The 24,697-nt window shown below is 48.6% G+C and carries 10 protein-coding genes; 1 reads left to right on the plus strand and 9 read right to left on the minus strand.

Annotated elements, in window-relative coordinates; all coding sequences use genetic code 11:
- From ABK447_RS11955 to ABK447_RS11995, 9 genes are all read right to left on the minus strand, one after another.
- A complete protein-coding gene (locus tag ABK447_RS11955; RefSeq protein WP_094031722.1) occupies positions 1-14,952 on the minus strand; it encodes a non-ribosomal peptide synthetase in 14,952 nt (4,983 codons plus the stop codon).
- 39 nt (positions 14,953-14,991) lie between these two features.
- Positions 14,992-15,741 carry a polyketide synthase gene (locus tag ABK447_RS11960; RefSeq protein WP_094031721.1) on the minus strand — a complete coding sequence of 250 codons (750 nt, stop codon included), beginning with the start codon at positions 15,739-15,741 and terminating at the stop codon, positions 14,992-14,994.
- 9 nt (positions 15,742-15,750) lie between these two features.
- Positions 15,751-16,524, minus strand: coding sequence for an enoyl-CoA hydratase/isomerase (locus ABK447_RS11965; RefSeq protein WP_094031720.1), 774 nt, complete (start codon positions 16,522-16,524; stop codon positions 15,751-15,753).
- On the minus strand, positions 16,521-17,783 hold the full coding sequence (locus ABK447_RS11970; protein WP_094031719.1) for a hydroxymethylglutaryl-CoA synthase family protein: 1,263 nt from the start codon (positions 17,781-17,783) through the stop codon (positions 16,521-16,523). The genes ABK447_RS11965 and ABK447_RS11970 overlap by 4 nt, the downstream gene beginning before the upstream one ends.
- Positions 17,784-17,834: 51 nt before the next feature.
- Positions 17,835-18,083 (minus strand): acyl carrier protein, encoded by a 249-nt coding sequence (locus ABK447_RS11975; protein ID WP_012117592.1) that lies wholly within the window; start codon positions 18,081-18,083, stop codon positions 17,835-17,837.
- Positions 18,084-18,148: 65 nt separating this feature from the next.
- Positions 18,149-20,389, minus strand: a complete 2,241-nt coding sequence (fabD, locus tag ABK447_RS11980) for an ACP S-malonyltransferase (protein WP_094031718.1) — start codon at positions 20,387-20,389, stop codon at positions 18,149-18,151.
- A gap of 1 nt (position 20,390) precedes the next feature.
- Entirely contained in the window at positions 20,391-21,365 is a 975-nt protein-coding gene (locus ABK447_RS11985) for an acyltransferase domain-containing protein (RefSeq protein ID WP_094031717.1), read from the minus strand.
- Positions 21,366-21,501: 136 nt separating this feature from the next.
- On the minus strand, positions 21,502-22,371 hold the full coding sequence (gene fabD / locus ABK447_RS11990) for an ACP S-malonyltransferase (protein ID WP_069007012.1): 870 nt from the start codon (positions 22,369-22,371) through the stop codon (positions 21,502-21,504).
- Between the two features lie 314 nt (positions 22,372-22,685).
- On the minus strand, positions 22,686-23,363 hold the full coding sequence (locus ABK447_RS11995) for an MBL fold metallo-hydrolase (RefSeq protein ID WP_012117588.1): 678 nt from the start codon (positions 23,361-23,363) through the stop codon (positions 22,686-22,688).
- A 971-nt stretch (positions 23,364-24,334) separates the two neighbouring features.
- Between ABK447_RS11995 and ABK447_RS12000 the strand changes: the two genes are divergently transcribed.
- Entirely contained in the window at positions 24,335-24,544 is a 210-nt protein-coding gene (locus ABK447_RS12000) for a hypothetical protein (protein ID WP_094031716.1), read from the plus strand.
- The last annotated feature ends 153 nt before the right edge of the window (positions 24,545-24,697 follow it).

A 24,697-nucleotide genomic window follows, 5' to 3' on the forward strand; every position in this document is an offset into this window, starting at 1 on the left:
TTAAACCTCCACTTCATAGGTATCCCAGATGTTTGCCGCAGCTTTTTCGTTCGTTTCTTCTTTGCTGTCCGGCGAAATCAGCCGCTTATTTAATGCAGGCGGTGTTAAAGGATGGCGCTTGATTCGGCGCCCTTCGTCTTCCTGCCACGCTTCCACAATGACGTGGGCGTTTGTTCCGCCGTCGGCAAAGCAGTTAATTCCTGCCGCCGGTATTGGTGACGGCCAGTCTGCCAGAGTGCGGCTGAACTGAATATTGGCCTTTTCTCTATCAAAATGTGTGTTTTCATGCTCGCCTGATAAAAACGGGATAAAGCTCTTTTCTTTCAGCATGAGAACAACTTTTATGAAACTTGCAATTCCTTCCGCGCAAAGCGGGTGCCCGATGTTCGGTTTCACAGATCCGATTCCGAGCGGGCCGGCGTCTTTTGAACGGTAGACGGATTGAATGGCCTTCAGTTCTAACAGATCCGTCACGACCGTGCCTGAACCGTTCGCTTCAATATGAGTAATGTCTTCCGGCTGTTTTCCGCTTTTTTCAAGAGCCGTCTTCATGACGGATTTTTGCGCTTCCAGACTCGGCGTAGCCGGGCCTGCCGTTCTTCCGTCATTATTGACGGATGCCGCCTTCACTACGGCATAAATAGAATCTCCGTCTTCAATCGCCTGAGACACGGTTTTTAATAGAACCATTCCGACACCCTCGCCCAGCACGACTCCATCGGCGCGTTCGTCAAATACATGGAACGACTGCGCTTTACTTAATATGCCGCGCTGTTCAAATAATTTATGGGTTTCTTCTGATTCAAACAGGCTCACCCCGCCGACGACAGCCGCTTTTATTTCTCCTGTTACAAGAGCCTGCACGGCCATATTCATTCCGACTAAAGCAGAAGAACAAGCCGTATCGAGGACAACGCTCGGGCCGCGCATATCAAAGTATTGAGAGAGATTTGCGGCCAAATAATTCTGGCCCAGCGCGACGATCGGGTTTTTCGCGTCCAGCAGTTTCTCTTCACCCGGTCTGTGACGGCTGCGTCCGCCGAGATACACACCTATTGCTTCTCCCTTTATCTCATCCGGCGTATAGCCCGCGTGATACCACAGGTTAAGGCATTCTTCCAGAGCGGCCAAAGCTTGAGGGTCCATTGCCTTTACATCTTCTTCTGCCAGTAAAAAGAAGTCCGGATCAAATTGATTGATTCCGTCAAGCATTCCCGCGTAATAAGGCGTCTTCAACCCCCATCGTTCAGCCGGAACAGGACGGATAGCCGAACGGCCTTCAGCCAAAAGCGACCAGTACGCCTCTAAAGAAGCCGCTCCCGGAAACCGGCAGGACATGCCGACGACCGCGATATCTTCCCGGTGAATCTGTTTTCCGGCCGGCTCTTCTTGCACCTTAACGGCTTGTGTTTCAATTACCGGCTCAGCCGGCTTCTTCAGAACAGGCTTCGCCGCCGCCAAATCAAATCGTTCTGACAAAACTTCTGTATATCCTTCGAGAAGCCAATTTGCGAAAGATTGAATCGTCGGATATTCATACAGAATGGACGGGTCAAGCGATGCCGAGAGATTCCGATTGATCCGCTGCAGAAGCTGAGCAAGAATAATGGAATCCACTCCGTAATCTTGGAATAATACGTCTGTCTCAAGCTGATCCTGGTCAATCCGCAGCTCTTCAGAAAATAATTCTTTCAGCCATTCTTCTGTTTTCCTTATTAATTGATCGTTGTCTGCGGCAGTATAAGCGGTTTTTTCCGCCGGTTTTACCATAGCCGGACTCATTGGCTGATCCTGCCTGCTCCGCCGCAGGAGTCGCTCCGGCTTCCACAGTTTAGGATTCAGAACGGCCGGCAGCACCGGGCCCCTTGCTGATTCAAGAAGTATGCCGTCAAGGAGCTGTAGTCCTTCTGCATTCGTGATGCTGTATAGCCCGCTCTCTTTATAAGCTTTGTTCGTTACCTCGCCCATTCCGGTTTCTTTCCAGTTCGGCCACTGAATGCTTACGATCGGCAGCTGCTCTTTGTATGAGTTTGCAAAATAGTCCATATACGCATTGGCCATGGCATAGTCGGCCTGTCCTGCCGAAAGCGCCGGTATCGCAGCTGACACGGAAGAGAACAAGACGAAAAACTTCAGCGGCTCTTCGCTGAGCACACTGTATAACGCCTGAAGCCCGTCTACTTTCGGCTCGAGCACGCGCTGTATGTCTTCATCGGTTTTTCTGATGAATGCGAGCGTCTCTTTATCGGTCACACCCGCGCAGTGAATCACGCCGCCGATAGGTCCGAGCGTCTGTTTTATCTGACTCAGTTCCTGTCTCAGCCCGGCTTCATCAGCTAACGGGACTGACAAAACCTTCACTTGTACACCTTTGGATTCCAAGTCGAGAACAGCTTCAATTTTCGCTTTTACAGAAGCCGTCACCCCATTCAGTCCGCCCGTCCACTCACTTCGCGGCGGAAGGGTCTCGCGGCCTGTAAGCACCAGTTTTTTCACTCCGTAATGTTCGGCAAAATGGCGTGCGCATAAAAGACCGATCCCCCTCGTCCCTCCGGTGATCAGAAGCACATGGTTGTCCGGAAAATCAATTCTCTCGCCTTGCATATTCATATTTTCTGATCCGCTCAATACGGCGCGGTAGCGCAAGCCATCCCTCCGGCAAACTTCCGCGTCATCAGTGCGGGCATGAAACTCATCGGCAATCTGCTTCGCCAGTTTGTCATCCGAAAGCGCTCCTTCAAGGTCGAGATGCCTTGAAGACAGGTGACCGTACTCGTATGCCAGCATTCTGTACAGACCGGCCCGTTTTGCTCCTGTTGTTTGATTGGCCTCTTTATTTAATGACTCAAGGTCTTTCGTGACACAAAGCAGTGTCATCCCTTCTTTATGCCCATGCTCAATCAATTGCTGAAGCCATTTGATTCCGGCCATGTCTTGAGAATCTTCTTTCGCTGCGCCGAAGAGGTCGATGACTCCGTCAAACGCCTGCCAGTCATATTCACCGGTAAGGTCTGATGCGGTGATGATACGGTGATTCGGCATACGCGCTGCGATCTCTTCTGCGAGATTGATCGTGTCCCCGCCTGTCAAAATCGCAACGGAACGTGCGCACGGTTCACCCAGTTCGAGCGGGCTCAGTTCCCATTGTTTCATCAGAATACGCTTCATCCGTTCCTCTGTATGGACCTTCTTTTTGTCAGGATTCTCAGGCACCCAATACGTGTCTTTTGCGAACGGATAAGACGGAAGACTGAGTAAACGCGGCGTACCCTTTTCATACAGCCGGTTCCAATTCAACACGCCGCCTTTCACCCATACCTCTGCCAGCTTGGCGAATTTGCCTTTTTTAATCCAGGCGTCAATGACGATGTCCATATCTTCATCTGCCGTGAACAAGGCAAACGTATCTTTATTGCGGTGAGACTGGCCGGTATACAGCCCGGCAATGTTTTTCTCATTTTTCGTAAATGCTTCCAGCTTTGTTTCCAATTCCGCCATCGTCGCTGCAAGAATGGCCAAGCGCTCTTCCATTTCGTCCCTTCCGGTTTGCAGCGTATAAGCGACGCCCGCCAAGTCTTGATCTGTATACGGCGTTTGACGGATCGCTTTTAGCAGCTGCTGCGCCTGTTCAAACAGTTTTTCTTTTGATTTGGCGGACAAAAAGATGATTGCCGGATTTTCCGGGCTGTGCTCAGGCTGAGCGGCTGCTTTCGGGACATACTCTTCAATGACGATATGGGCGTTGACCCCGCCGATGCCAAATGAGCTGACCCCGGCCCGGCGCGGAATGGCATTTCCGTTTCTATCTTTTGCTGCCGTCCATTCCTGATTTTCCCGCACGATGTAGAAAGGACTGTCATCGAGCTGAATGTACGGATTGATCGTTTCGCAATGCAGGCTTTTCACCAGCGTTTTGTGCTTCATTTGCAAAAGCACTTTCATGACGCCTGATACTCCCGCGGCAAGCTCTAAATGGCCGATATTGCTTTTGACCGAACCGATGCCGCAGCGGTGACCGGAGACTTCAGGCTCTTGATTTGTTTTCGCCAGCTCGTGAAACGCCGCTTTCAGACCATTTATTTCAATCGGATCGCCCAATTCCGTTCCTGTACCGTGCGCTTCAATATACGTGACGGTGCTCGGGTCCACTCCCGCTTTCCGATATGCTTTCACCAATAAATCAGCCTGCAGTTTCGGATTCGGCGAGGTTAACGTATTCGCCCGGCCGCCGTGGTTTTCAGCCGTACCGCGGATCACACCGTAAATCGGATTGCCGTCACGTTCTGCATCTGTCAGTTTCTTCAGCATCAGAATTCCCGCGCCTTCTCCTCTGACATACCCGTTGGCATCTTTGGAGAAGGTTTTGCATTTTCCGTCTTTGCTGAGCATGCCTGCTTTGCTGTAGCTGATATGCGCTTCTTCCGTCAGAATCGTGTTGATTCCCCCGGCAATCGCCATGTCGCATTCTCCGTTTTCTATCGCGGATACCGCCCGGTGAATCGCCACAAGCGAGCTTGAGCATGCCGTTTCAATCGGCTCGCTCGGCCCGTGAAGATTTAACAAATAGCTCAAACGGTTCGGACCTATGGAAGGAATCATGCTGCCTGTCGCCGCATGTCCTTCCGGCGCAAGACCTGCCCTTGTGAACAAATCTTTATAACCGGTATTTCCGGTGCCGATAAAGACGCCCGTATTTGTACCGGAAAGGCTTTCCGGCTTACAGCCCGCATCTTCTATCGCCCGCCATGCATAAGTCAATAACAGCCGCTGCTGCGGATCTAAATATTGGGCTTCCCGCGGTGAAATCCCAAAGAACAGCGGATCAAATTCAGCTATTCCGTCGATAAAGCCGCCCCACTTGATATTCGTTTTGTTCCCTTCAAGATTCGGGTCGCCATCAAACGCTTGCCAATCCCAGCGTTCTTTCGGAATGGTTGTGATCGAATCCTTTCCTTCTTTCAAATTGCGCCAAAATTCCTCTATATCCTTCGCGCCCGGGAATCGGCCGCTGATTCCGACAATGGCAATCGGGTCCAAGCGGCGCGGCTCTTTTGTCGCTGCCGCAGCGTTCATTACAGTTGCGAAGCGCTTTTTCCGCTGCATTTTCGGTTTTTGGGCTTTTGGCTGCTCTTTTTTCGGAGACTCTTTCTTCTTTTCGCCGAAACGGCCCGGATGCTCTTTTGCCAGATATCCGGCGAGACCGCTGATCGTTCCGTACTCAAAGAAAATCGTCGGCGCCAGCTCCAGCTGATACGCTTCATTTAATTGATTCGTAAAGACGGTAAAGGATACGGAATCAAAACCGTATTCACTCAATTCCGTATCTGTCTCAATGTCCTCACGGTCAACTTTTAAAATGCCGCTTACCATGGCTGTCAAAGCGGTGTGAAGCGTTTGAAGAGATTCTTCTGCATCGTGTTTTTCTTCCGGCTGAGAAGGAAGGCCGGCTTCTGCCTCATCCGTCAAATACTCCGCTAAACTGCGGATCGTCCCGTGTTCGAAGAAGATCGTCGGCGCCAGTTCCAGCTGATACGCTTCATTTAATTGATTCGTAAAGACGGTAAACGATACAGAATCAAAACCGTATTCACTCAGTTCCGTATCAATATCAATCTCGTCTTGGCCGACTTTTAAAATTGAACTGACCAATCTGATAAGCGCACCGTGCCATTTGTCTCCCGAAACGGCGGATACAGGCTCTATTTTCTGCACCTGCGGCTTTTCAGTTTCAGAAACGGACAGGAACGACTGTTTTAATTTTGCTGCGTGTCCTTCAGCTGCTAAAAGCTGCGGCTTTTCCTGAGCCATTCCTTCATAAAATGCAGCCAGGCCTGACGCCTTTTGAAGCGGAACCATGCCGAAAACTTTTTTCATCATTCTCTCCGTCTCGTCTCCCGCCTGCATACCGCCATCTTTCCACAGCGTCCAGTTAAAGGCGACCGTTTTTCCGTGCCGAAGGCCATTCTCCGTAAGGGATTGCCTGTAAGCGGCGTATGCATCCATAAACGCGTTGCCGGCGGCATAATCAGCCTGCCCGACATTGCCGAGAACGCCGGAAACACTGGAGAACAATACGAAAAAGTCAAGATTGCAATCTTTGCTGGCTTCATCTAAATAAGCGGTTCCGATGACTTTCGGATCAAGCACTTCCCTGAACTCTTCCTTCGTTTTTTGCAGCAGGAAGCGGTCTTGTATCACTCCCGCAGCGTGAATAATTCCGTTAAGCTTTCCGAATTCCGCCGTAATCTCTTTGATCAGCGCTTCATTTTCCCGCCGGTCTGCCGCATTCAGCTTTTTGTAGACGACATTTGCGCCTGAGTGCTGAAGCATAGCAAGCTCACGCTGTTTGGCTTCTGCCAGATTTGAGCGGCCCGTCAGAATGATTTTCGGGTGTTTTACGCGACCTGCGATTTCTTTTGCGAACATCAAGCCCAGGCTTCCCGCGCCTCCGGTAATCAGATATACACCTTCGTCCTTCCAGACGGTGCCGCCTCCTGCAGGATGCATTTCTTCCCAAGCCTTCACATACCGTTTTTCTCCTTTATAACGGATATGTTTATCATGCGGCCGATGACTGTCGTTTTTCAGTTTTTGAGCGACAGCCGGCATTTCGCCGATTGATTCCATTTCGATGAGCTGACAGTCAAGTTTTCCGTATTCCAGCTCGGCTGTTTTTAACAAACCTGTTAACCCCGCAAACAATTGCTGGCTGCCGTCTGCTGAAATAACGGTCTGAATCAGAATGCGGCCCTGCCTTTTTTCGCTGATGATCCGCCGGATGTGTTCGGCGATTGTCTGCGCATAGCTTTGGAAGCGTTCAGCGGCTGTTTCACCCTCACCTTCTGCAATCAGCAGTTCGGCGTCTTTCAGGCCGAATGCCGTTTCATCTTTTATACGGCAGGCATCTTCACAAAGTATGATCAAATGCTCATCAGCACGGACAGAAGCTTTCTCGGATGCGGCGGCTTCTTTCCAGACCGGTGCAAACAAGACCTTTTCCGATCCTGATGGCGGCTGAGCCGATTCTGCATCGCCTTCAAGCACTCTCGTAGAGAATCCTCTCACCTTCACGCAAAGCGCTCCTGTTTCGTCGAACAGGTCAATGTCGGCTTTCTGCACGGAATCACCGGTTTGATATCCATCGCTGAAGCGTGCATGCGCCCGCATAGTCGGCGTGCATGCTTTGATGACTTCAAGATATTCCAACGCAAACGGCAGAATCAGCTTTTGTCCGGAAAACTCCTGCATAATGCAGATCGTCGCCGTCTGAATAGCCGAATCAATGATGCTCGGATGAAGCGTAAATTGTCCGTTCGTATGAGAAACAGAATCCGGAAGCTGTATGTCCGAAAACACTTCTTTCTCGCCGATAAAGGCGGACTTAATGCCTTGGAAGGCTTTTCCGTGGAACATCCCCCTGCTCCGACCTTCCCGATAAAAGGCCGCCGGATCAAGAATGTCCGCTGTGCACCTGTTTTGTATGGCAGAAAGGTCGGCCTCAGGCTCTCGTTCAGCCTTTATGATCTCGGCCCGTCCTTGGCTGTGCAGCACTTCTTCGCCGTCAGCGTTGACGCTGTAAATGTCATATGAGATGATGCCGTCCTCTTCAGGGAACAGCGCAATATGGACTTGGCGCTCTTGTTCGTGAACGACGATCGGCTTCATCCAGACGGTATGATGGAGCGTTATTCTGTCTTGGTCTTTTAATAAGCCGCCAAGCGCCCGTTTTACCGCTTCATAAGACATTTCCAAATATGCCGCTCCCGGCAGCACCGCTTTTTCCCTGACCACATGATCCTTCAGGAAAAATTCTGAGCCTGTAAACCGTGAGCTGAACCGCTGAACGGCCAAATCTGACGTATTTTGCTGCACGAGCGGGTGTAAAACTGAGACTCCGGTGTGTGCGGCAGATGTGTTCTTTTCTGCTTTTTTCGGCCAGTACGGCTCCTTTGCAAACGGGTAGACCGGCACGCTGATTCGTTTCGGATGCTCGTCTTTGTAAAGCTTGTGCCAATTAATGGCGACGCCTTTACTCCACATTTCACAGAGCTTCGATCCTTTTCCTTTCGCAAGCCATTTCTCAATGAGTTCAGCGCTGTCATCATCATCAGAAAGCCAGGCAATATCTTTCGCCTGCTGTTTTTCTCCTCTGAAGCAGCCTGTTACAGCCGGCTTATCATTGATAAAATCGGCAAGCTGCCGCTTCAGCTCCGCAGTGCCGCTTGTGATAAAGGCCGCGCGCTCTTCCATCGCTTCCCTTCCGACTTGGAACGTGTAGGCAAGATCAGCGAGGTCTGTGTCCGTTTTTCTTTCCAGAAAAGCCAGCAGCTGTTTTGCGTACTCCTTCAGACGATCTTTTTTTCTGGCAGACAACGGAATGATGAACGGACCCGCAGCGTCTGCTGCTTCAGATGCATCCGGATATTGTTCAAAAATCGCGTGTGTGTTTGTCCCGCCAAGACCGAAAGAGCTTAAAGCCATGCGGTGCGCTCTGTTCTCACGAGTTAACTCTTTCTTTTCTTCCGCTACGTAAAACGGAGAGTCTTCTAAATGAAGATTCGGGTTCGGCTCTTTGTAATTGATGCTCGGCGCGATTTCCTGATGATATAAGCTCATGACAACCTTGATGCAGCCCGCCATTCCGGCCGCTGTATCCAAATGCCCAAGATTTGTTTTGACTGAACCGATGCCGCAGTATTGTTTTTTATCTGTATATCGGCCGTACACCGATTGAAGTGCGGACAGTTCGATCGGATCGCCGAGTTTTGTTCCTGTGCCGTGAGCTTCGACGTACGCGATCGTTTCGGGATGGATGCCCGTCTGATCAATGACCTTCTGAATGACCTCAGCTTGTCCTTTGACGCTCGGCGCATAAAATCCGACCTTATCCGCTCCGTCGTTATTGACGCCGATTCCGCGAAGCAGCGCATAAATATGGTCGCCGTCCTTAACGGCATCAGACGCTTTTTTCAAGAGCACGGCGCCGGCCCCTTCACCGCCGATCATTCCGTCAGCATCCGCGTCAAACGCTTTAATATGCCCGTCGCTTGAAAAATTCAGCCCCGGCTGATGAACATATCCGGCGCTTGATTCCGTATGAAGGGTCGCACCGCCGACAAGGGCGTACTTGGCTTCGCCGGACTGCAGGCTTTGAAAAGCCGAATGCAGGCCGATTAACGAAGATGAGCAGTTGGCATGGACAAAATAGCTCGGCCCTTTCAACCCGAGTTTATGAGAAATCATCGTCGGAATCGTACCGCTTTGGGCAAGCACCCATGACACGTAGCCATCCGGCGTTTCCAGCTGTGCTGTCGTCTCCTCCGGCAGCAGGCTGCGGTAAGAGTTCGTGCTGGCAGACATATACACGCTTGTTTCCGGAATTTCTTTGGAGATATATCCCGCATCCTCGATTGCCTTCCATGAATGGAGCAAAAGCATTCTCAGCTGAGGATCCATATATTCCGCATCTTTCGGTGAAAAGCCGAAGAAACCGGGATCAAACATTTCTTTCCCCTCTAAAACTGATTTAGCCGGAACGAAGCCGGGATGATCAGCCAGTTCTTCAGAAATACCGAATCGGCGGAGCTCTTCTTTTGAAAAGAAGGTGATGCTTTCTTTGCCTTCTTTGATGTTATTCCAAAATTCATAATGATCTTTCGCTCCCGGAAACTCACAGGATATACCGATAACCGCAAGGCTGTCCTCGTAATAATCGGGAAATTCTCCCGCCGGATGTTCCCGGTCTTCTGCATTCACTTTCTTTTGCGGCACAGGAGCCAAAACGGCTTCTTTCGGTTTTTGTTCAGCGATATACCGGCTGATGTCTTTTACCGTCGCGTATTCAAACAGCTCCGTTACACTGAATTCACAATCCAATTCCTGCGTCATCCGGTCAGTGACAGTCACGGCAAGAAGCGAATCTCCCCCCGCATCAAAAAAGCGGTCATCAAGCTCTATATCTTTGCTTTTCAATACATCCTGCCAAATCGCCAGCACCGCCTGCTGGATATGAGATGATGAAAATGTTTGTGTGTCCGGCTGCTTTTCCGTCAGATCGCGGGCAGCAAGAAGCTTGCGGTCCACTTTTCCGTTCGGCGTAAGCGGCAGCTCTTCAAGACGGATAAACGAAGCTGGCGTCATATAGGCCGGCAGCGCTTGTTTCAAATGATTGCGCAATTCCTTTGCAGACGGAAGCGGCTCTCCGTTTTTCCGGATATAAAACGCGCAAAGCTTCTCATTTCCGGAGTGATTGTTCACAACCACTACACTTTCCTGTACGGCCGGATGGGCATTCAGCCTGCTCTCAATATCTCCGGGTTCAATCCGGTAGCCGCGGATTTTAACTTGGGTATCCATCCGTCCCATGTATTCAATGCGGCCGCCGGGGAGAAAACGCGCCATATCGCCTGTTTTATAAAGCTTTGATCCCAGTTCGAGCCGGTGGCTGACGAAAGCTTTATCTGTCAGCTCAGGCTTGTTGAAATACCCTCTTGCCAATCCGTCTCCCGCAATACAAAGTTCTCCCGGCACCCCTTCTAAAACAGGGTTGAGACCGGAATCCATAATATACACGCGGGTATTGGCGATCGGGCGCCCGATCGTAAGCGCGCTCTCATTTTCCGTTATACGCTGCACCGCGGACCAGATTGTCGTCTCTGTCGGCCCGAACATATTCCAAGCCTCGCTTTTCGTATCGAGAAACTGCTGCTTCAATTGTTCGCTAAGCGCCTCCCCGCCGCAAAGGATTTTCACATTTTCTTCATTTGACCATCCGGAATGAAAGAGCATTTTCCATGTAAACGGCGTCGCCTGCATGATCGTCGGTTTGTACTCTTGAATCAGCTCTTTCAGCTTCCGTGCGTCTTTTGTGACTTCTGTCTTACAGATGTTGCACTCCGCTCCTTTGATTAAAGGAAGGTAAAGCTCCAGTGCCGCGATGTCAAAGCAATATGTCGTGACGGCAAGCAGTTTGTCTTCGGACGAAAGCCCCGGTTCATTCGCCATCGAGAGTAAGAAATTGGTCAGCGCCCGGTGCGGAATCATGACGCCTTTCGGTTTGCCCGTGCTGCCCGACGTGTAAATGACATACGCCAGATCGTCAGGTGTCACTAACCGCTTCAACGACGTTCTTTCCGCGGCTGTACTTTCAATATGAGACCAATCGCGGTCAATGGCAGTTGTCTGCACGCCTCCCCAGTTCAAAGAGTGCTCTAAATCAGCTGTCGTCAGGCACATTGAAATCCTGCTGTCGGCGATCATATATTCCAATCTGTCAGCGGGATAAGAAGGATCAAGCGGCACATACGCTCCCCCGGCTTTTAAAATGCCGAGAAGTCCGACAGCCATATGCAATGAACGGTCTGTATAAATGCCGATGAGATCATCAGGGCCTGCACCGTGCGCCTGCAAATAGAGCGCCAGCTTCGTACTTTTTTCATTAAGCTCACGGTACGTCAGCTTTTGCTGTTCATACACGACCGCACAAGCGTCCGGCGTTTCTGCCGCCTGACGTTCGAATAATTCATGGAAGCAGGCATCCGGATATTCACGGCTTGTCTCATTCCAAGACTTAAGAATCATGTGCTCCTCTCTTTTTGTCATGAGAGAAACGTTCTCAAGCGGCGCATCCGGATTCGCCGTCAAAGCTTCAGCAGCCTGTACAAATTGGCTGAAAAGTCTGGCCGCCCCTGCTTCGTCGAATAATTCGGTGCTGTATTTAATCGTAAGATCCATGCCCGATGCTTCTTCCCACATTTCAAATACAAGATCATATTCCCCCTCCTGATGAATGTCTTTTACAAACTCACAGGAGAATTCCTTGTATTCATCAAGCATCGATTGATAGCTGGAATGCTGCAGAAAGTTCTGATAGAAAAAGGCATTGCTGAAAACAGGCGAACCGTTCTGCCGGGGTTTCGCATGCACATCACGCACCATTTTCGGAAACGGATAAAAGGAGTGATCCAGTCCGTCCAGAACGGCATCCTGCACCTTTTGAACAAAGTCAGCAAACGTTTCTTTTCGTCCGGCTCTGCTCCGTATGGGAAGCATGTTGAGGAAATGGCCGACCACTCGGTCAAAACGTTCTTCGGGTCTGACCATTGCAGGCATGCCTGTCACAATATCTTCCTTATCCGTATATTTGCTTAAAAGCACCATGTAACAGCTCAGCATGACGGTAGACAAATGAATCGAACGGGATGCGGCAAACGCCGTTAAATTATTCAGCAGCCGTTCGGGAAGACGGCGTGTCAGCGTATCTTCTGTAAACTCCGGAACACTTCTGTCCGTGCGCATCGGCGGAAGCTGAAGGTCAGGCAGATCGCCCCCGAGCTGTTTCATCCAGTAAGCGCGGGCAGCTTTGCTTTCTTCACCCGCTAAATACCGCTTTTCCCAAGCCGCGAAATCGGGATGAATGCCGGGAGCGGCAGCCGTAAACTCTTCTTTTCCCTCCAGCAGCGCCTGATAATGATCCAGCAGACTGTGAATAAATGTAATGGATGAAATGCCGTCAAACACGATGTGGTGAATGACCGTCAAAAGATAATGTTCCTCGGCGGATTTTGAAAGCAGCTGCACGCGCAGCAAAGGCCCGCCTTCTTTGACAAACGGATCTTTCACTTTTTTCCGTATCAGAGCGGATATTTGTGATTCATTGACGTCAGAAATATCTTCTTCCGAGAATACAAAAGGATCTGCCGCTTCTATGAAATAAAACCCGCCGTCTGTTTCATTCACGGCGCTTTTGAGCATCGGATGCTGCTTTAATACGAGCTGAAACGCCTGTTTCAGTTTCTCTTTGTCGATTCCGGATGTGAATCGGAAACAGAGCGGGACATGGTATGCAGTCGTTTCAGGCGACATTTTCTGCAATGTCCACAGCCCTTTTTGGACTTCTGAAAGCGCTGGCGCCGTTTGCCGTCTCTCCCGTTCTCCCGGCGGTTCGGCTTTTTGGGGATGATGGTCCGCTGACATGTTTGCCGCTTTTTCAGCAGTATAAGCCGCTAAAGCGCCAATCGTCGGGTTTTTGTGCAGCTCTCTTGCCGTCAGCCGGATGTGATACGTTTTTTCAATTGATCTGGCGAGTTTCATCATCTTGATGGAATTGACGCCAAGACTTTGAAACGGTGTATTTGGATCAACGAGCTCATCCGCGATGGAAAGTTCCTCTTTCAGAAAACGGATAAAATCCCGTTCAATTTCTTTCTCTGCAGAAGCCGTGTCTGAATTGCCGCCTTCTTGTCTGTTATTATGTAATGAATCAAATTGCCCTTGTTCAAATGAATGTTTCAGCTGAGTGCGCTGGATTTTCCCGATCGCCGTCTTAGGAATGTCTTCTTTTGCGACCGGAAGCAGATAATCAGGGGTAACGCCGATTCTCTGTGTCACGTGCTGGTGAATGTGATGAAGAAGCTTCGTCATGCGGTTCTCATCCAACGGAACAGATGTCACAAAGAAAATCGCCAGCTCATCTGTCGTGCTTTGATTCGGCCGGACGGCGCATGCCGCTGTATATGACGTTTCAATTTCCGGCAATTCCTCAACGGCTGATTCAATGGCATGGCTGTAATAATTCACACCGTTGATAATGATGGCATCTTTTGTGCGCCCCGTTATCGTCAGGCGGCCTTCACGCAGAAATCCGAGATCTCCCGTTTCAAACCAGCCGTCTTCTGTAAAGACACTCTCATTTAAGTCCGGGCGCTCATAATATCCGCTCGTTACAGTCAGACCCGACACTTGGAAGCGGCCGATTTCTCCTTCTTCCACCACTTGATTGCGGTCATCCGTAATTCTCATATTAAATCCCGGGATCGGCAGACCGATCTCGACGAAACGATCGTCGTCATTCGTGTTTTCCAGTGTAAACTCATCTGAGAAAATAACGCCTGAAGACGTTTCGGACATTCCCCATGCGGGTCGGATGGCATTAGCCGGCAGACCGTGCGGCTCTAAAAGCTCCATAATTCTGCGTCCGACTTTCGCAACCGCGGCCTCCCCGCCGTTCAGCATGTAACGCATGGAAGATAAGTCCCATTTCCGCGTTTGAATCTCTTCTGCAAAATCAGCAAGCAGTCCAAAGGCAAAATTGGGGGCCCACGTGACCGAAGCGCGGTAATGATCAATCAGATCGAGCCATTTTAAAGGGTCCATCAAAATGGATTCGCTCGGTATGTTGATTTCCTCACATCCGAGATAAACATCACGCAGATGAAGCATTCCGATGCCGCCGACATGGTCAAAAGGCATCCAGTTAAACGTGACATCCTCACTTGTATAGCCCTGCATCTGAATATTTCCTTTGACCATGCAGACGATGTTTTCATGGCTGAGCATCACGGCTTTCGGCGTGCCCGTGCTTCCCGAGGTCAAAAGCAGCATCGCCAAATCTTCGGGACGGGGATGATGACAGTCCGTATCCATTTCGTGCGCACTGAGATCTTCTGCCGCCAAAGCGCAAAACCCGGAAAGCTCCTGCTCCTCCGCCCATTCAGTCATCTCCGGCAGCACGTCACGGCTTGTGATGACATACGGCCGATTCAAAAGCGTCCAGGCGTCTTTCAGTTTTTGCGTCCCGCTGTTCATTTCTGTATAAGCCGGAGCGGCCGCAAGCGGAACCGGGATCGCTCCTAAAAAAACACAGCCCCAAAAAGCAGGAATCAGCTGGGAATTGTCACTTAGCTGTAATATGACTTCATCCTGAGCCTTCACTCCTGATTGGCGGAGCCCTTTCACAATGGAAAGAGCGATCTTTTCCAGGCCGCTGTAAGTCTGGTACACTTTGGTGCCGTCAGGCTGTATATATGTGATGCCCTTTTGGTCTCCCGCTGCCGCGGCGGTTTTGTGCAGGACTTCAGGAATCGTCATCGGCTGATCCGCTGAAAGCCGCAATGATTTTCCATAGCTGACAGATGGCTTGAGTAACCCGCTTGCCTTCATATCACTTTTCATAGAGCTGCCTCCATTTCATCTGTATGTAAGATGTATGTCTTATACTCCGTACATCGTCGTGATTCGTTTTTTCACTTCATCATCATGAAACGTCTCATCGTGCATGATTAACTCCTTCTCAATGACGGCCGGAAGCTGCTCGCGAAACGGCGTCACCAAGTGCCTTTTCAATGTAATTAAAGAGTTTCTCGGTTTTTCCGCAAGCTCACGGGCCAATTCCTGCGCATAGTCTAATACTTCCTGCCGAGGAAGCACCGGAAAAGGCACCCCTCTTTTCTCCAGGTCACCGCCGCGGTAGTGGCCGCCGTTTAACAGCATCTCATGGCCGAGGCTTGCCCCAAGCTTCTCCGGAACGATAAAGGTAGCGCCCATTCCGGGGGTGAAACCGTATTTCATAAAGTTTGCGGTATACACGCTTTCTTTGCTTAAAATGACAAAATCACTGAAAAGCCCCATGACAAACCCGCCTCCGATTCCGTGGCCCTGCATGGCGGAAATGACGGGGATATCACATTCCAGCGCCAAAGAGTACAATTTGTCTTCCGTAAACTTCGTGATGCCCTGCTGAATCCTGAGCAGGCCTTCCTGTGTGCCTCCGGAAGCAAAGTAATGGCCGTATCCTGTTAAAATCACAGCTTTATAGACTGACGATTTTTTTATACGGGTGAATGCTTCCATCAATCCATCAGTCAGTTCTTTGGAGAAGGCGTTTTTATGGGCTTTATCCTGCATTGTCACTTGGATAATATCCGGTTCAATTTCGAGCAGTTCAACTGCGGCGTTCGGCATGATATCCTCCTAACTGTTCTCCGTTTCCCAAGGAAGCCGTCCCGTTTCTGCATAACGGGTGATGGCTGATTGGTTATCCGGATCTGAAAACATCGCTTGATTTTCGGCTAAAGCAATGGATTTCGAACGATGAACAAGGTCGTTTAAGGAATCCATGTATTGTTTATAGCGGATGACTGCTTTTTTCGACAGAGGGCGAAGACGCAGCAAATGCTTTCTCAGCTCTGTTGCTGAGTCCGGGACGCATACGTCACAAAGTCCCCATTCAAGCGCCTGGCGTGCCGGCACGGGCTTTGTCATAATCGTCATATAATGCGCCTTTTGAAATCCGATTCTTTGAATTAAAAACGGCAGAACGCAGGCCGGATAAAGTCCGAATAACAGTTCAGATAAACTGAACGAAGCATTCTCCTCTGCAATGACGATATCGCACGCGGCGGCAAAACCGACACCTCCCGCATTTACTTGTCCGCGGACGCGGGCGATTGTGATGTACGGCCCGGATTTTAATGCCAGCCACAAACGGTAAAGCGGCTCCTGCGATTCCGCATGCTGCATTCCCTGCCTCATTTTCCGGTACATCTCATCAAAATCCGCCCCGAAACAAAATACCTCCGGCTGCCCTTCAAGCACTACGGAGGTCACGGAGTCTTCACATTCAGCAAGAACGTGCAGGCATTCCTCCACTAAACGCTCATTAATCGTATTGTTGGCTTCAGGCCGATCAAAGGTGATGAAGCAGACATTTTGCTGAAAACGGACGTTTATCGTCTCATAGGTCACGATATCCACCTGTATTTCCGATGAAATTCCGTGATTTCTTCCAAATACAAACGAGGGCTTCCGGTATGATGGTCTAAAATGTTCGGAATCATATTCACATCCAATTTGACATTCCGGGTTCCAAACTTCACCAGACCGCTGCCTTTAAACAGTTCTTCATACTCTTCCATGGACAGCCTGTACCTGTTGTTCAGGTGCTCTTCTATTTTGAAAGAATGCTGCCGCGCTTGCCCTTCAGGCGTCACAACGCCGCTGTAAAATTCTGAACAGCATCCGGAGCCGTAGGAGAAACAGCCGATCCGCTTAGAAGTGTCGAATGCCCCTTGGTCAATCGTGCTTGCAAGAGCCAGTAAAGAGGCTGCTCCCATAATGTTTCCGACTCTTTGGCAGTAGCGGAGCCCCGGCTCTACTCTGGTTTGAAAATCCTGTTCGATTTCAGCGTTTTTCGCTTTTGCAAGCTTGCGCATCATCGTCCGGTGGGCCCCTTTGACCATGCCGCCAAACGGTGTATGGAAGGCAAGGTAGTGAAACGTCTCTTTGTAGTCAGCGCCCGGCACACGGTTTTTGTACTCGCGAAATGTCTGTTCACAGCAATCGAGGTAAGACATCAATGACAAATCGGCGTCACCGGCTTCACTGTCCGGGATCGGACGGCATGTATCCATCACCTCATAGCCGTAGTAGCCGTTAGCTCCCGCATCCGCCTGAAATACAATTGGATTTTCACCGATCAATAAGGCGACGGCACCCGCTCCGGCGCTCGGTTCTGCGTAAGACCAATCCTCGCTTAACGCATCGCCGCCTTCGGCAATTAAAAACCGGGAAATATCCGTCGCGACGACAAGCGCCTTCGCTCCGGGGGATGTCTGCGACAAAATAAAGTTAAGCGCCATCTGCAAACCCGCCGTTCCTGAATAACAGGCTTGTTTCAGTTCAAATAAACGGCAGTTCCGGTTGAGGCCTAAGTGATCATGAATATATGTACTGAGTGATTTTCCGAAGTCGATGCCGGACTCCGAGCAGGTAATCAGCAGCTCGATTCTGTCTTTTTCAGCCTCTGTCAATCGGTCGATAATCGGCTTTGCCGCGTTAACGCCGAATGTAACGGGGTCTTCGTACGGAAGCGCCACCGCTTTTTCTTTCATCAGTAAATTCTCAAATCTGGCAGGGTCTAAGTTTCTGTACTCCGCCAGCTGCATGACATCAAGGTATGCTGTCCCGCCAAACACATTTATCGCTTCTATTCCGGCAGCCGCCATGAACTTCGCCTCCAATATGAATTTTGAGTTTCCGATTTTTCCACCGTTTTATCAGACAGCCTGTACCTTTTCATAAAGCTTTTCCGCCAATTCGCCGATGTTTGACACTCCCGTCAGCTCAACACGCGGGATCTGCAGTGATAATTCTTCAAGCATCATCGTGATAATTTCGGCGCGGTCCACTGAATCCGCCCCCAGATCAACTAACCGGTCTTCCTGTGAAAGCTGTTCGCCTTCTAAATCAGGTAAAACCTCGTAGATTGTGTTCTGCAGCAATTCAAAGATTCTTTCTTTACTCATTGTCAGTTCCTCCCTGTTTCATCTTTTATGAATATTCCATGTTTTCAATCTATCATTTCGTCTTGTCAACACGTTTGCAAAAATGAACCTAACTTCTGATTCAAAAGCGTGGCCGTCTCTTCCATAAGCCGCAGGCCGATACCATCGGCATGGCGGTTTTTCCAGGACTCCAGCTCCGTACCTTTCACCCATTGATTAAAGGCGCCTAATGCCGGGCCGCAATGAATCTGGAAGTCTACCTTGGCATCCGGGTCTCCTTTAATCGCCGAAGCAGAGCTTTGCCTGAAATACCATTTGAATATGAGCGCCATTTTCTGTTTCGGATTCCGTTCGGCTTTTGAAATGTCTTCATTCGAATAATGAGCCTTCACTTTGTCATAAATACTGCTTACACTTGCCTTAAAATACTTCTCTTCTATTTGTCTGAGTGTCTTTTCATCAATTTCTTCAATTGAGCGGTGACGCTGATACAGTTCATGCAGCTTAGAGGCACGGGTCGGAAAGAACAGCCCTTTCTTTAATACCTGCACCTTGCTGCCTGATTCAAACATATCGCCGGCCGGCGCGTAGGCCGTGTCCTGTACATTCATCTGCTGCAGGAGGTCCTTTACGAGGCCGCTCGTCGCTGCCTCAACGGTGCATTGGTTAATAGATCCGGTCACAATAAAATCAGCGCCGAGCATAAATGCGGCCATGGCAGCCTCGGGCGTTCCGATTCCCCCTGCGGCTCCAACGCGGACAGTTTTGCCGTATCGGTATTTTTTCATCATGTCATCTCGTAAACGGATGATCGCCGGCATGAGACTGTAAGCAACTCCGCCGTCAGTGTGGCCGCCTGAATCAGCCTCTACGCAGATGTCATGCGCAACGGGTATTTCTCTCATCAGACTTGCTTCTTCAGCGGTAATTTTGTTTTCGGCTGCAAGTTTCTGCAGAATGTGATCAGGCGCCGGGCTGAGAAACGCTTCCGCTACTTCCGGACGGGACAGCTTGGCGATAATCCGCTGACGCGCTATTATTTGTCCGCCGGCACCGCGTTTTAACCCCTTAGCGCGAAACCTTACTAAAGCGGGAGTAACCGTTAAAAACGCTGATGCTTCCAAGTTCTGAACCCCATGCTTCAGTAAAAGATCAATCATTTTTTCTTCTGAATCTGTATGCTTCATGTTATGTACAACATTTATGCCGAAGGAACCGCCGTCACGAAGCTCATGCTGAATTGACAAAATGACGTCCTCAACGTGCGCGATGTTCAAACCGCCCGTTCCGAAAAAGCCCATCATTCCTTTTTCGGCCAGTTTGACGACCATTTCCTTCGAAGAAATTCCGCGGTACATGCCGCCGGCCAAGTAGGCGTATTTCAATTGATAATCGCGCTTAAACTCTTCATTTCCTAAAGACGCCGCCGTAATTGAGCTTTTTCCAGCCTCAGCCGGGACTTTGATTTCATCTGTTATCGGCTCCGCTTCAGTCGTAATTCTTTGTATCAGCCCCGTCAGCACTTTTCCGGGACCGATTTCCTCAAAGCTCATGTTCTTTCTTCCCATTAAGAAACGGATGCTGTCTGTCCAGTTCACCGATCCCGTTATTTGTCCGGTGAGTGTCTCTTTCAGCTCTCTTTGCTCATAAGGTCTTGCCGTCACATTTGAAATGACCGGGATGGACAGCGGCTTAAAATGGAAAGATTCAATAAACCGTGAAAACTCTTTCTTCGCTTCCAGCATGTATCTGGAGTGAAAGGCGCCGCTGACATTTAAGCGGTGAACCATTTTTACGCCGTTTACGGCTTCAAAAACGGATGCTGCTTTTTCAATATCTTCTTTATATCCGGAAATGACAATTTGCTGCGGTGTGTTCATGTTGGCGATATCAATCATATCCAAGTGATTTTCTCTTAAAACATCCGTCACCTGCTCATGAGTCAGGCCGATCACCGCTGCCATGCCGCCTCCTTTTGCGCGGCTCATCAGTTCGCCCCTTTTTTTGACCAACTGTAAGCCTTCTTCAAAATCAAAGGCGCCCGAAGCGTATAACGCGTTATATTCGCCCAAACTGTGTCCGGCGGTAAAATCCGGTTTCAAGCCGGTTTCTTCTGTTTTTTTCAAATAACTGAGGGCATTGACGACATAGAGCGCCGGCTGAGTGAATTGAGTCTGATTGAGACGTTCTCCGTCCCGGCACAGCTCCTGAATGGAATATCCGAGAATGTGATCGGCCTTTGCGGTTAATTCAGGATAGCGGCCGAACAGGTCCTCCCCCATCCCTATTCTTTGCGAGCCTTGGCCTGGAAAAACAAAGCTGATCATCTTACAGTCTCCTTCCGGGCGGTGATAAAATGCTGTCTTCTATTTGCTGCAAATGTGTTTGTTCTTTATGAAACGGCGTCATAATGGCACGGATGCGTTCAGCCGATCCTGCAGGAAGAATCTGTTTGGCAAATGCGGCCAATGTTCCGGAAGGCCCGGCATCAATATACAATCCTTTTTGGCGGCTGTCTGCGAATTGAAGCGCTTCGCGGAATCGAATCGGCTTTCTTACGATATCCCAGAAAAAGTCCGCTTGTATATCGGTCTCAGCCTCTCCGGTCGCACTGGAGATGTACGGTATAAACGGAGTCCGGATTGATATCCGAGCTAAAAAGCGCTTGTACGGCTGTTCCGCCTGATCAACCAGCGCTGAGTGAAACCCGTAAGATACCGGCAATAGCTGATGAGGAATCTGCTTTTCTCTCAGATCGTCCATGATCTTTTTGATATGTTCCCGCTCTCCCGAGATGACAAAGTGAGAATGATAGTTTACAGATGCCAATTCACTATGTTCGCCGAGCAGCGGATCATCTTGATATAAAGCCGGATCACCCAGTATCGCAAGCATGCTGCCGTTACGGCAAGTTTCCGTAACGATTCGGGCCTGTTCCAGCACGCAATCTAAAGCATCCTCGGCGCTCAGCACCCCCGACACAGCGGCCGCTGCATACTCTCCGAGGCTTGCTCCGATCACATAATCGGGACGTATGCCTCTTTGCTCCAAAGCATATGCAAGTGCGTACTCAGCCATAAAAATGGCAGGATGGCTGAAAAGAAGGCGGTCAAATGGATCAGACAGACGATTGCCTGTATGATACATCTCTTTAAGGACAGAGTAACCGAAATGGCTGACTGCAAAATCGTCCAAGTCAAGCATTTTCTGCCGAAAAGCGGCGTTATGTGCAAACAGCTCTTTCCCCATTTGATAGTATTGGGAACCCTGTCCAGAAAACATGAAAACAATTGGCTGGTTCATTTGTTCTCCTTTTTGCTCTTTATTTTTTCAAAATATTGATTTGTGAGTGTTTCGTGATGTCGTGTGCAGGTGAAGTGGTCGTGATGTTGTATGGCTGGCACTATTGTGTGAGATAAGAATTTTGACTTGCATTCCGCTACATGGCGGGTGAAGCTTCAGTTTCTTTTTTGATGCGGTGAATAAGTCCTGTCAGCACATGGCCCGGGCCGACTTCTTCAAATTCCATCCGCCCTTTGTCCAGCAGATAGCGGATGCTGTCGTTCCATCGCACTGAATGGTCGATCTGATCGGCCAGAACGGAGTGGATTCCGTCTTGCTCATAAGGTCTGGCATGAACATTAGAAATGACAGGAATTGATATAGCAGAAAAATGAAATGACTGTAAAAATTTTTCGAACTCTTGTTTTGCTTCACTCATATATCTCGAGTGAAAAGCGCCGCTTACGTTTAACGGATGAAACATCGTAACGTCTTTTAATCCTTCGAATACGCTTTTGGCTCTTTCAATGTCTTCTTTGCGTCCGGATATGACAACTTGGTAAGGAGAATTCATATTGGCAATATCAATCGTATGTAATCCGTGCGTTTGAAGGGCGTCTGACACTTGAGCTGCAGTTAACCCCATAACAGCGGCCATTTTTCCGTCAGTGGCCATACTCATTAATTCGCCTCTTTTACGGACAAGCTGCAGACCGGTAATAAAATCAAAAGCACCTGCTGCAAACAGCGCATTATATTCTCCCAAACTGTGGCCGGCCACATAATCCGGCTTTATGTCATTGTCTTGGATTTTTTTCAAATAGCTTAACGCGTTTACAACATATAAAGCAGGCTGGGTGAACTGCGTCTTGTGAAGGTTGGAATACGGATTCTCAAGACAAAGCCGTTTCATAGAATATCCGAGTGTTTCATCAGCCTGCTCCGTTAAGTCTTTAAATTCATCAAACAATGAGCTCCCCATTCCCTGCTTTTGAGAACCTTGTCCGGGGAATAAGTATGTGATCATTTTCTCAGCCATCCTTTCTCGGATTCAGATAAGAAGCATGTTCAAGTTGATAGTAACTTCACAAAAATACCATGTCAAGTTAATTTATCCTATGCGAACTCCTGAATAATGCCTATTTTTCCCTGTCGAAAGGCGGACTCAGGGCTTTCGGAACAGGCGTAAGCAGAATGTCCCATCCGGCCTGCCCGGCGTTCTCTTCCGCAAACTCCCGTTACTCAGCCATTCATCACCAGAAATCTAGTAATAACTTCCATTCCATTTCAGAAGTTCCTTGCCTCAAAAGAAAAGCTAGTTAGATAGAACTAAATTACACATTACTTAAAATGAAACAGCCCTTTTTGATTTTTTCTGTTGCGGAAATTCACAAAATGTTCTTTTTTTTCAATCTGAAAGTAAATATTGTTTTTCAAAAGACTCTCCATTTTTTGACCCGGCTTCTCCCCGAAGGAGTGCCCCGGATACACACGCACATGCGGCGGAATGGAGGCTTTGATCCTCTGTATACTGTGAAACATATCTTCAGCTGAGCTGCCCCTGTCCCCACATATACCGCACCCTTCTGTAAACACGGTGTCACCGGTAAAAAGATGATCAGATAGCAAATAGCACATTCCCCCGGCCGTATGTCCCGGGGTCAGTATACTTCTGATGATAAACCCTCCGGCCGCAAAGGTTTGGCCGTCTTCAAGCGCTATTAAGTTTCTGCACCGGAATTGATAGAAATCGATTTCCGCCGACGACATGTATATATCAGAATGATAGATTTGCTGAAGCGGCTCCGCCAAGTTTACATGGTCATAATGCGAATGTGTTAATAAAATAGCGGATAAATCAACATCCAATTCATGCAGTTTATCGGTTATTTTATCGATTTCCCAGGACGGATCCACCGCTATCGCAGATTTTTTTGAGCGGTCTGCGATAATATAACAATAGTTGGACCACATCTGGTGATAAGTTTTGATTTGATGCACTTCATATGTATGATCCATTGTCACCATTCCCATTTAAAAGATCCGGGCAGACTGCTGCCGCCGCCCAGCCGACTGTAACCACTTTACCAGATGACACCACGTTTTTCCATGGATTTTCCGGTAAAGTTAAAAAAACTTTCTGCTCCCGCCAAAAGCACCAGTCTGGACCTTTTTTACAAATTGCTATGCTGATATATAAGTAAATCAGAATATTAATTTAGATGAATTCTTTAGGTAATTTTATTCAGAAAATGAAGGATGAATATGGGTTTCGGATAAAAAGAAAACAAATTGAGCTTTTGTTTTGAAAAGCAATTGCCGAAGCGGCCGAAGGGGATAATCAGTTTTTAGAAATGACCCGCAATCAAGACTATTATTTCAATCCTTTTCTTCAAGATAAACTAAACCATACGGGCTCTCGAAATATATCAGAATACCTTAGTTCTTACACCGAATTCAACGTTATGTTGACATTAACATAATTGAACTTAGAAAAGTACGGCGTAATTTACACTCTTTTCAAATCAGCCCTAGCTGCAACAATTCACGAAAGCGCCGCGCAGCTTTTTACTGTGCAAAAACAAAACTAACATAAAATCATTAAGTGTAAAAAGTAAATATAAAATATTAAACATTAGACAAATAGACTATGTTATATGGGTCGGAGTTTACTGCTCAAGGTAAATTGCCCTGGGATGCAAAAGCACTAAGAGCAGATTGGGATGCAATACCTGCTAAAGTTAAAGCTGCTATGGGCGGAATCGGCGTTTTGAAATAATTCTTAATATGATCGACAATTTTACTGGTGCAGTTGAAGATGCGTGCTATGCGGGTGCTCTAAAAGAACTGGCAACCCAACAGCCGCTTGGCGGATTACTAAAACTCTTAGGCTTTTCATTTAAACGGGGCTATTGTTGGTGTTTAACAAATTTATCCTGTGTTAAGCTTTAAAGTGATTATTTTCTAAAGTGCTAAGATCGGAGGTAACTATGGAACATAAAAGTAATGCTGAACCGAGCCCAAAAGCTATAAAAATTCTAACTTTCATCATTCCTATAGGTTTAATAGGACTTATCCTTGTTCTTAAGAATATTAATACCGCAGCAGCAGAAATTTCATTTTATATTGTTGCTATCGGTGTGGTTCTCTTAGTGGTTTTCAGTTTGATCAAAAATAGAAAAAACCGCAGGAAGAACTAAAAGGGGGGCTAATTACTAGCCCCCCTTGACTGACTTGCGGATAGTATAACCCGCCAAATTCCAATTTGATTTAAATTCTTCACAGATTTTTCAGGAACCGTTTTCTACAATTATTTTACTATTAATGCAGTCAATTGACGATATAGACGGTTA

It is taken from the genome of Bacillus sp. hwrm1 (assembly GCF_040207805.1).
Lineage (GTDB): Bacteria > Bacillota > Bacilli > Bacillales > Bacillaceae > Bacillus > Bacillus velezensis.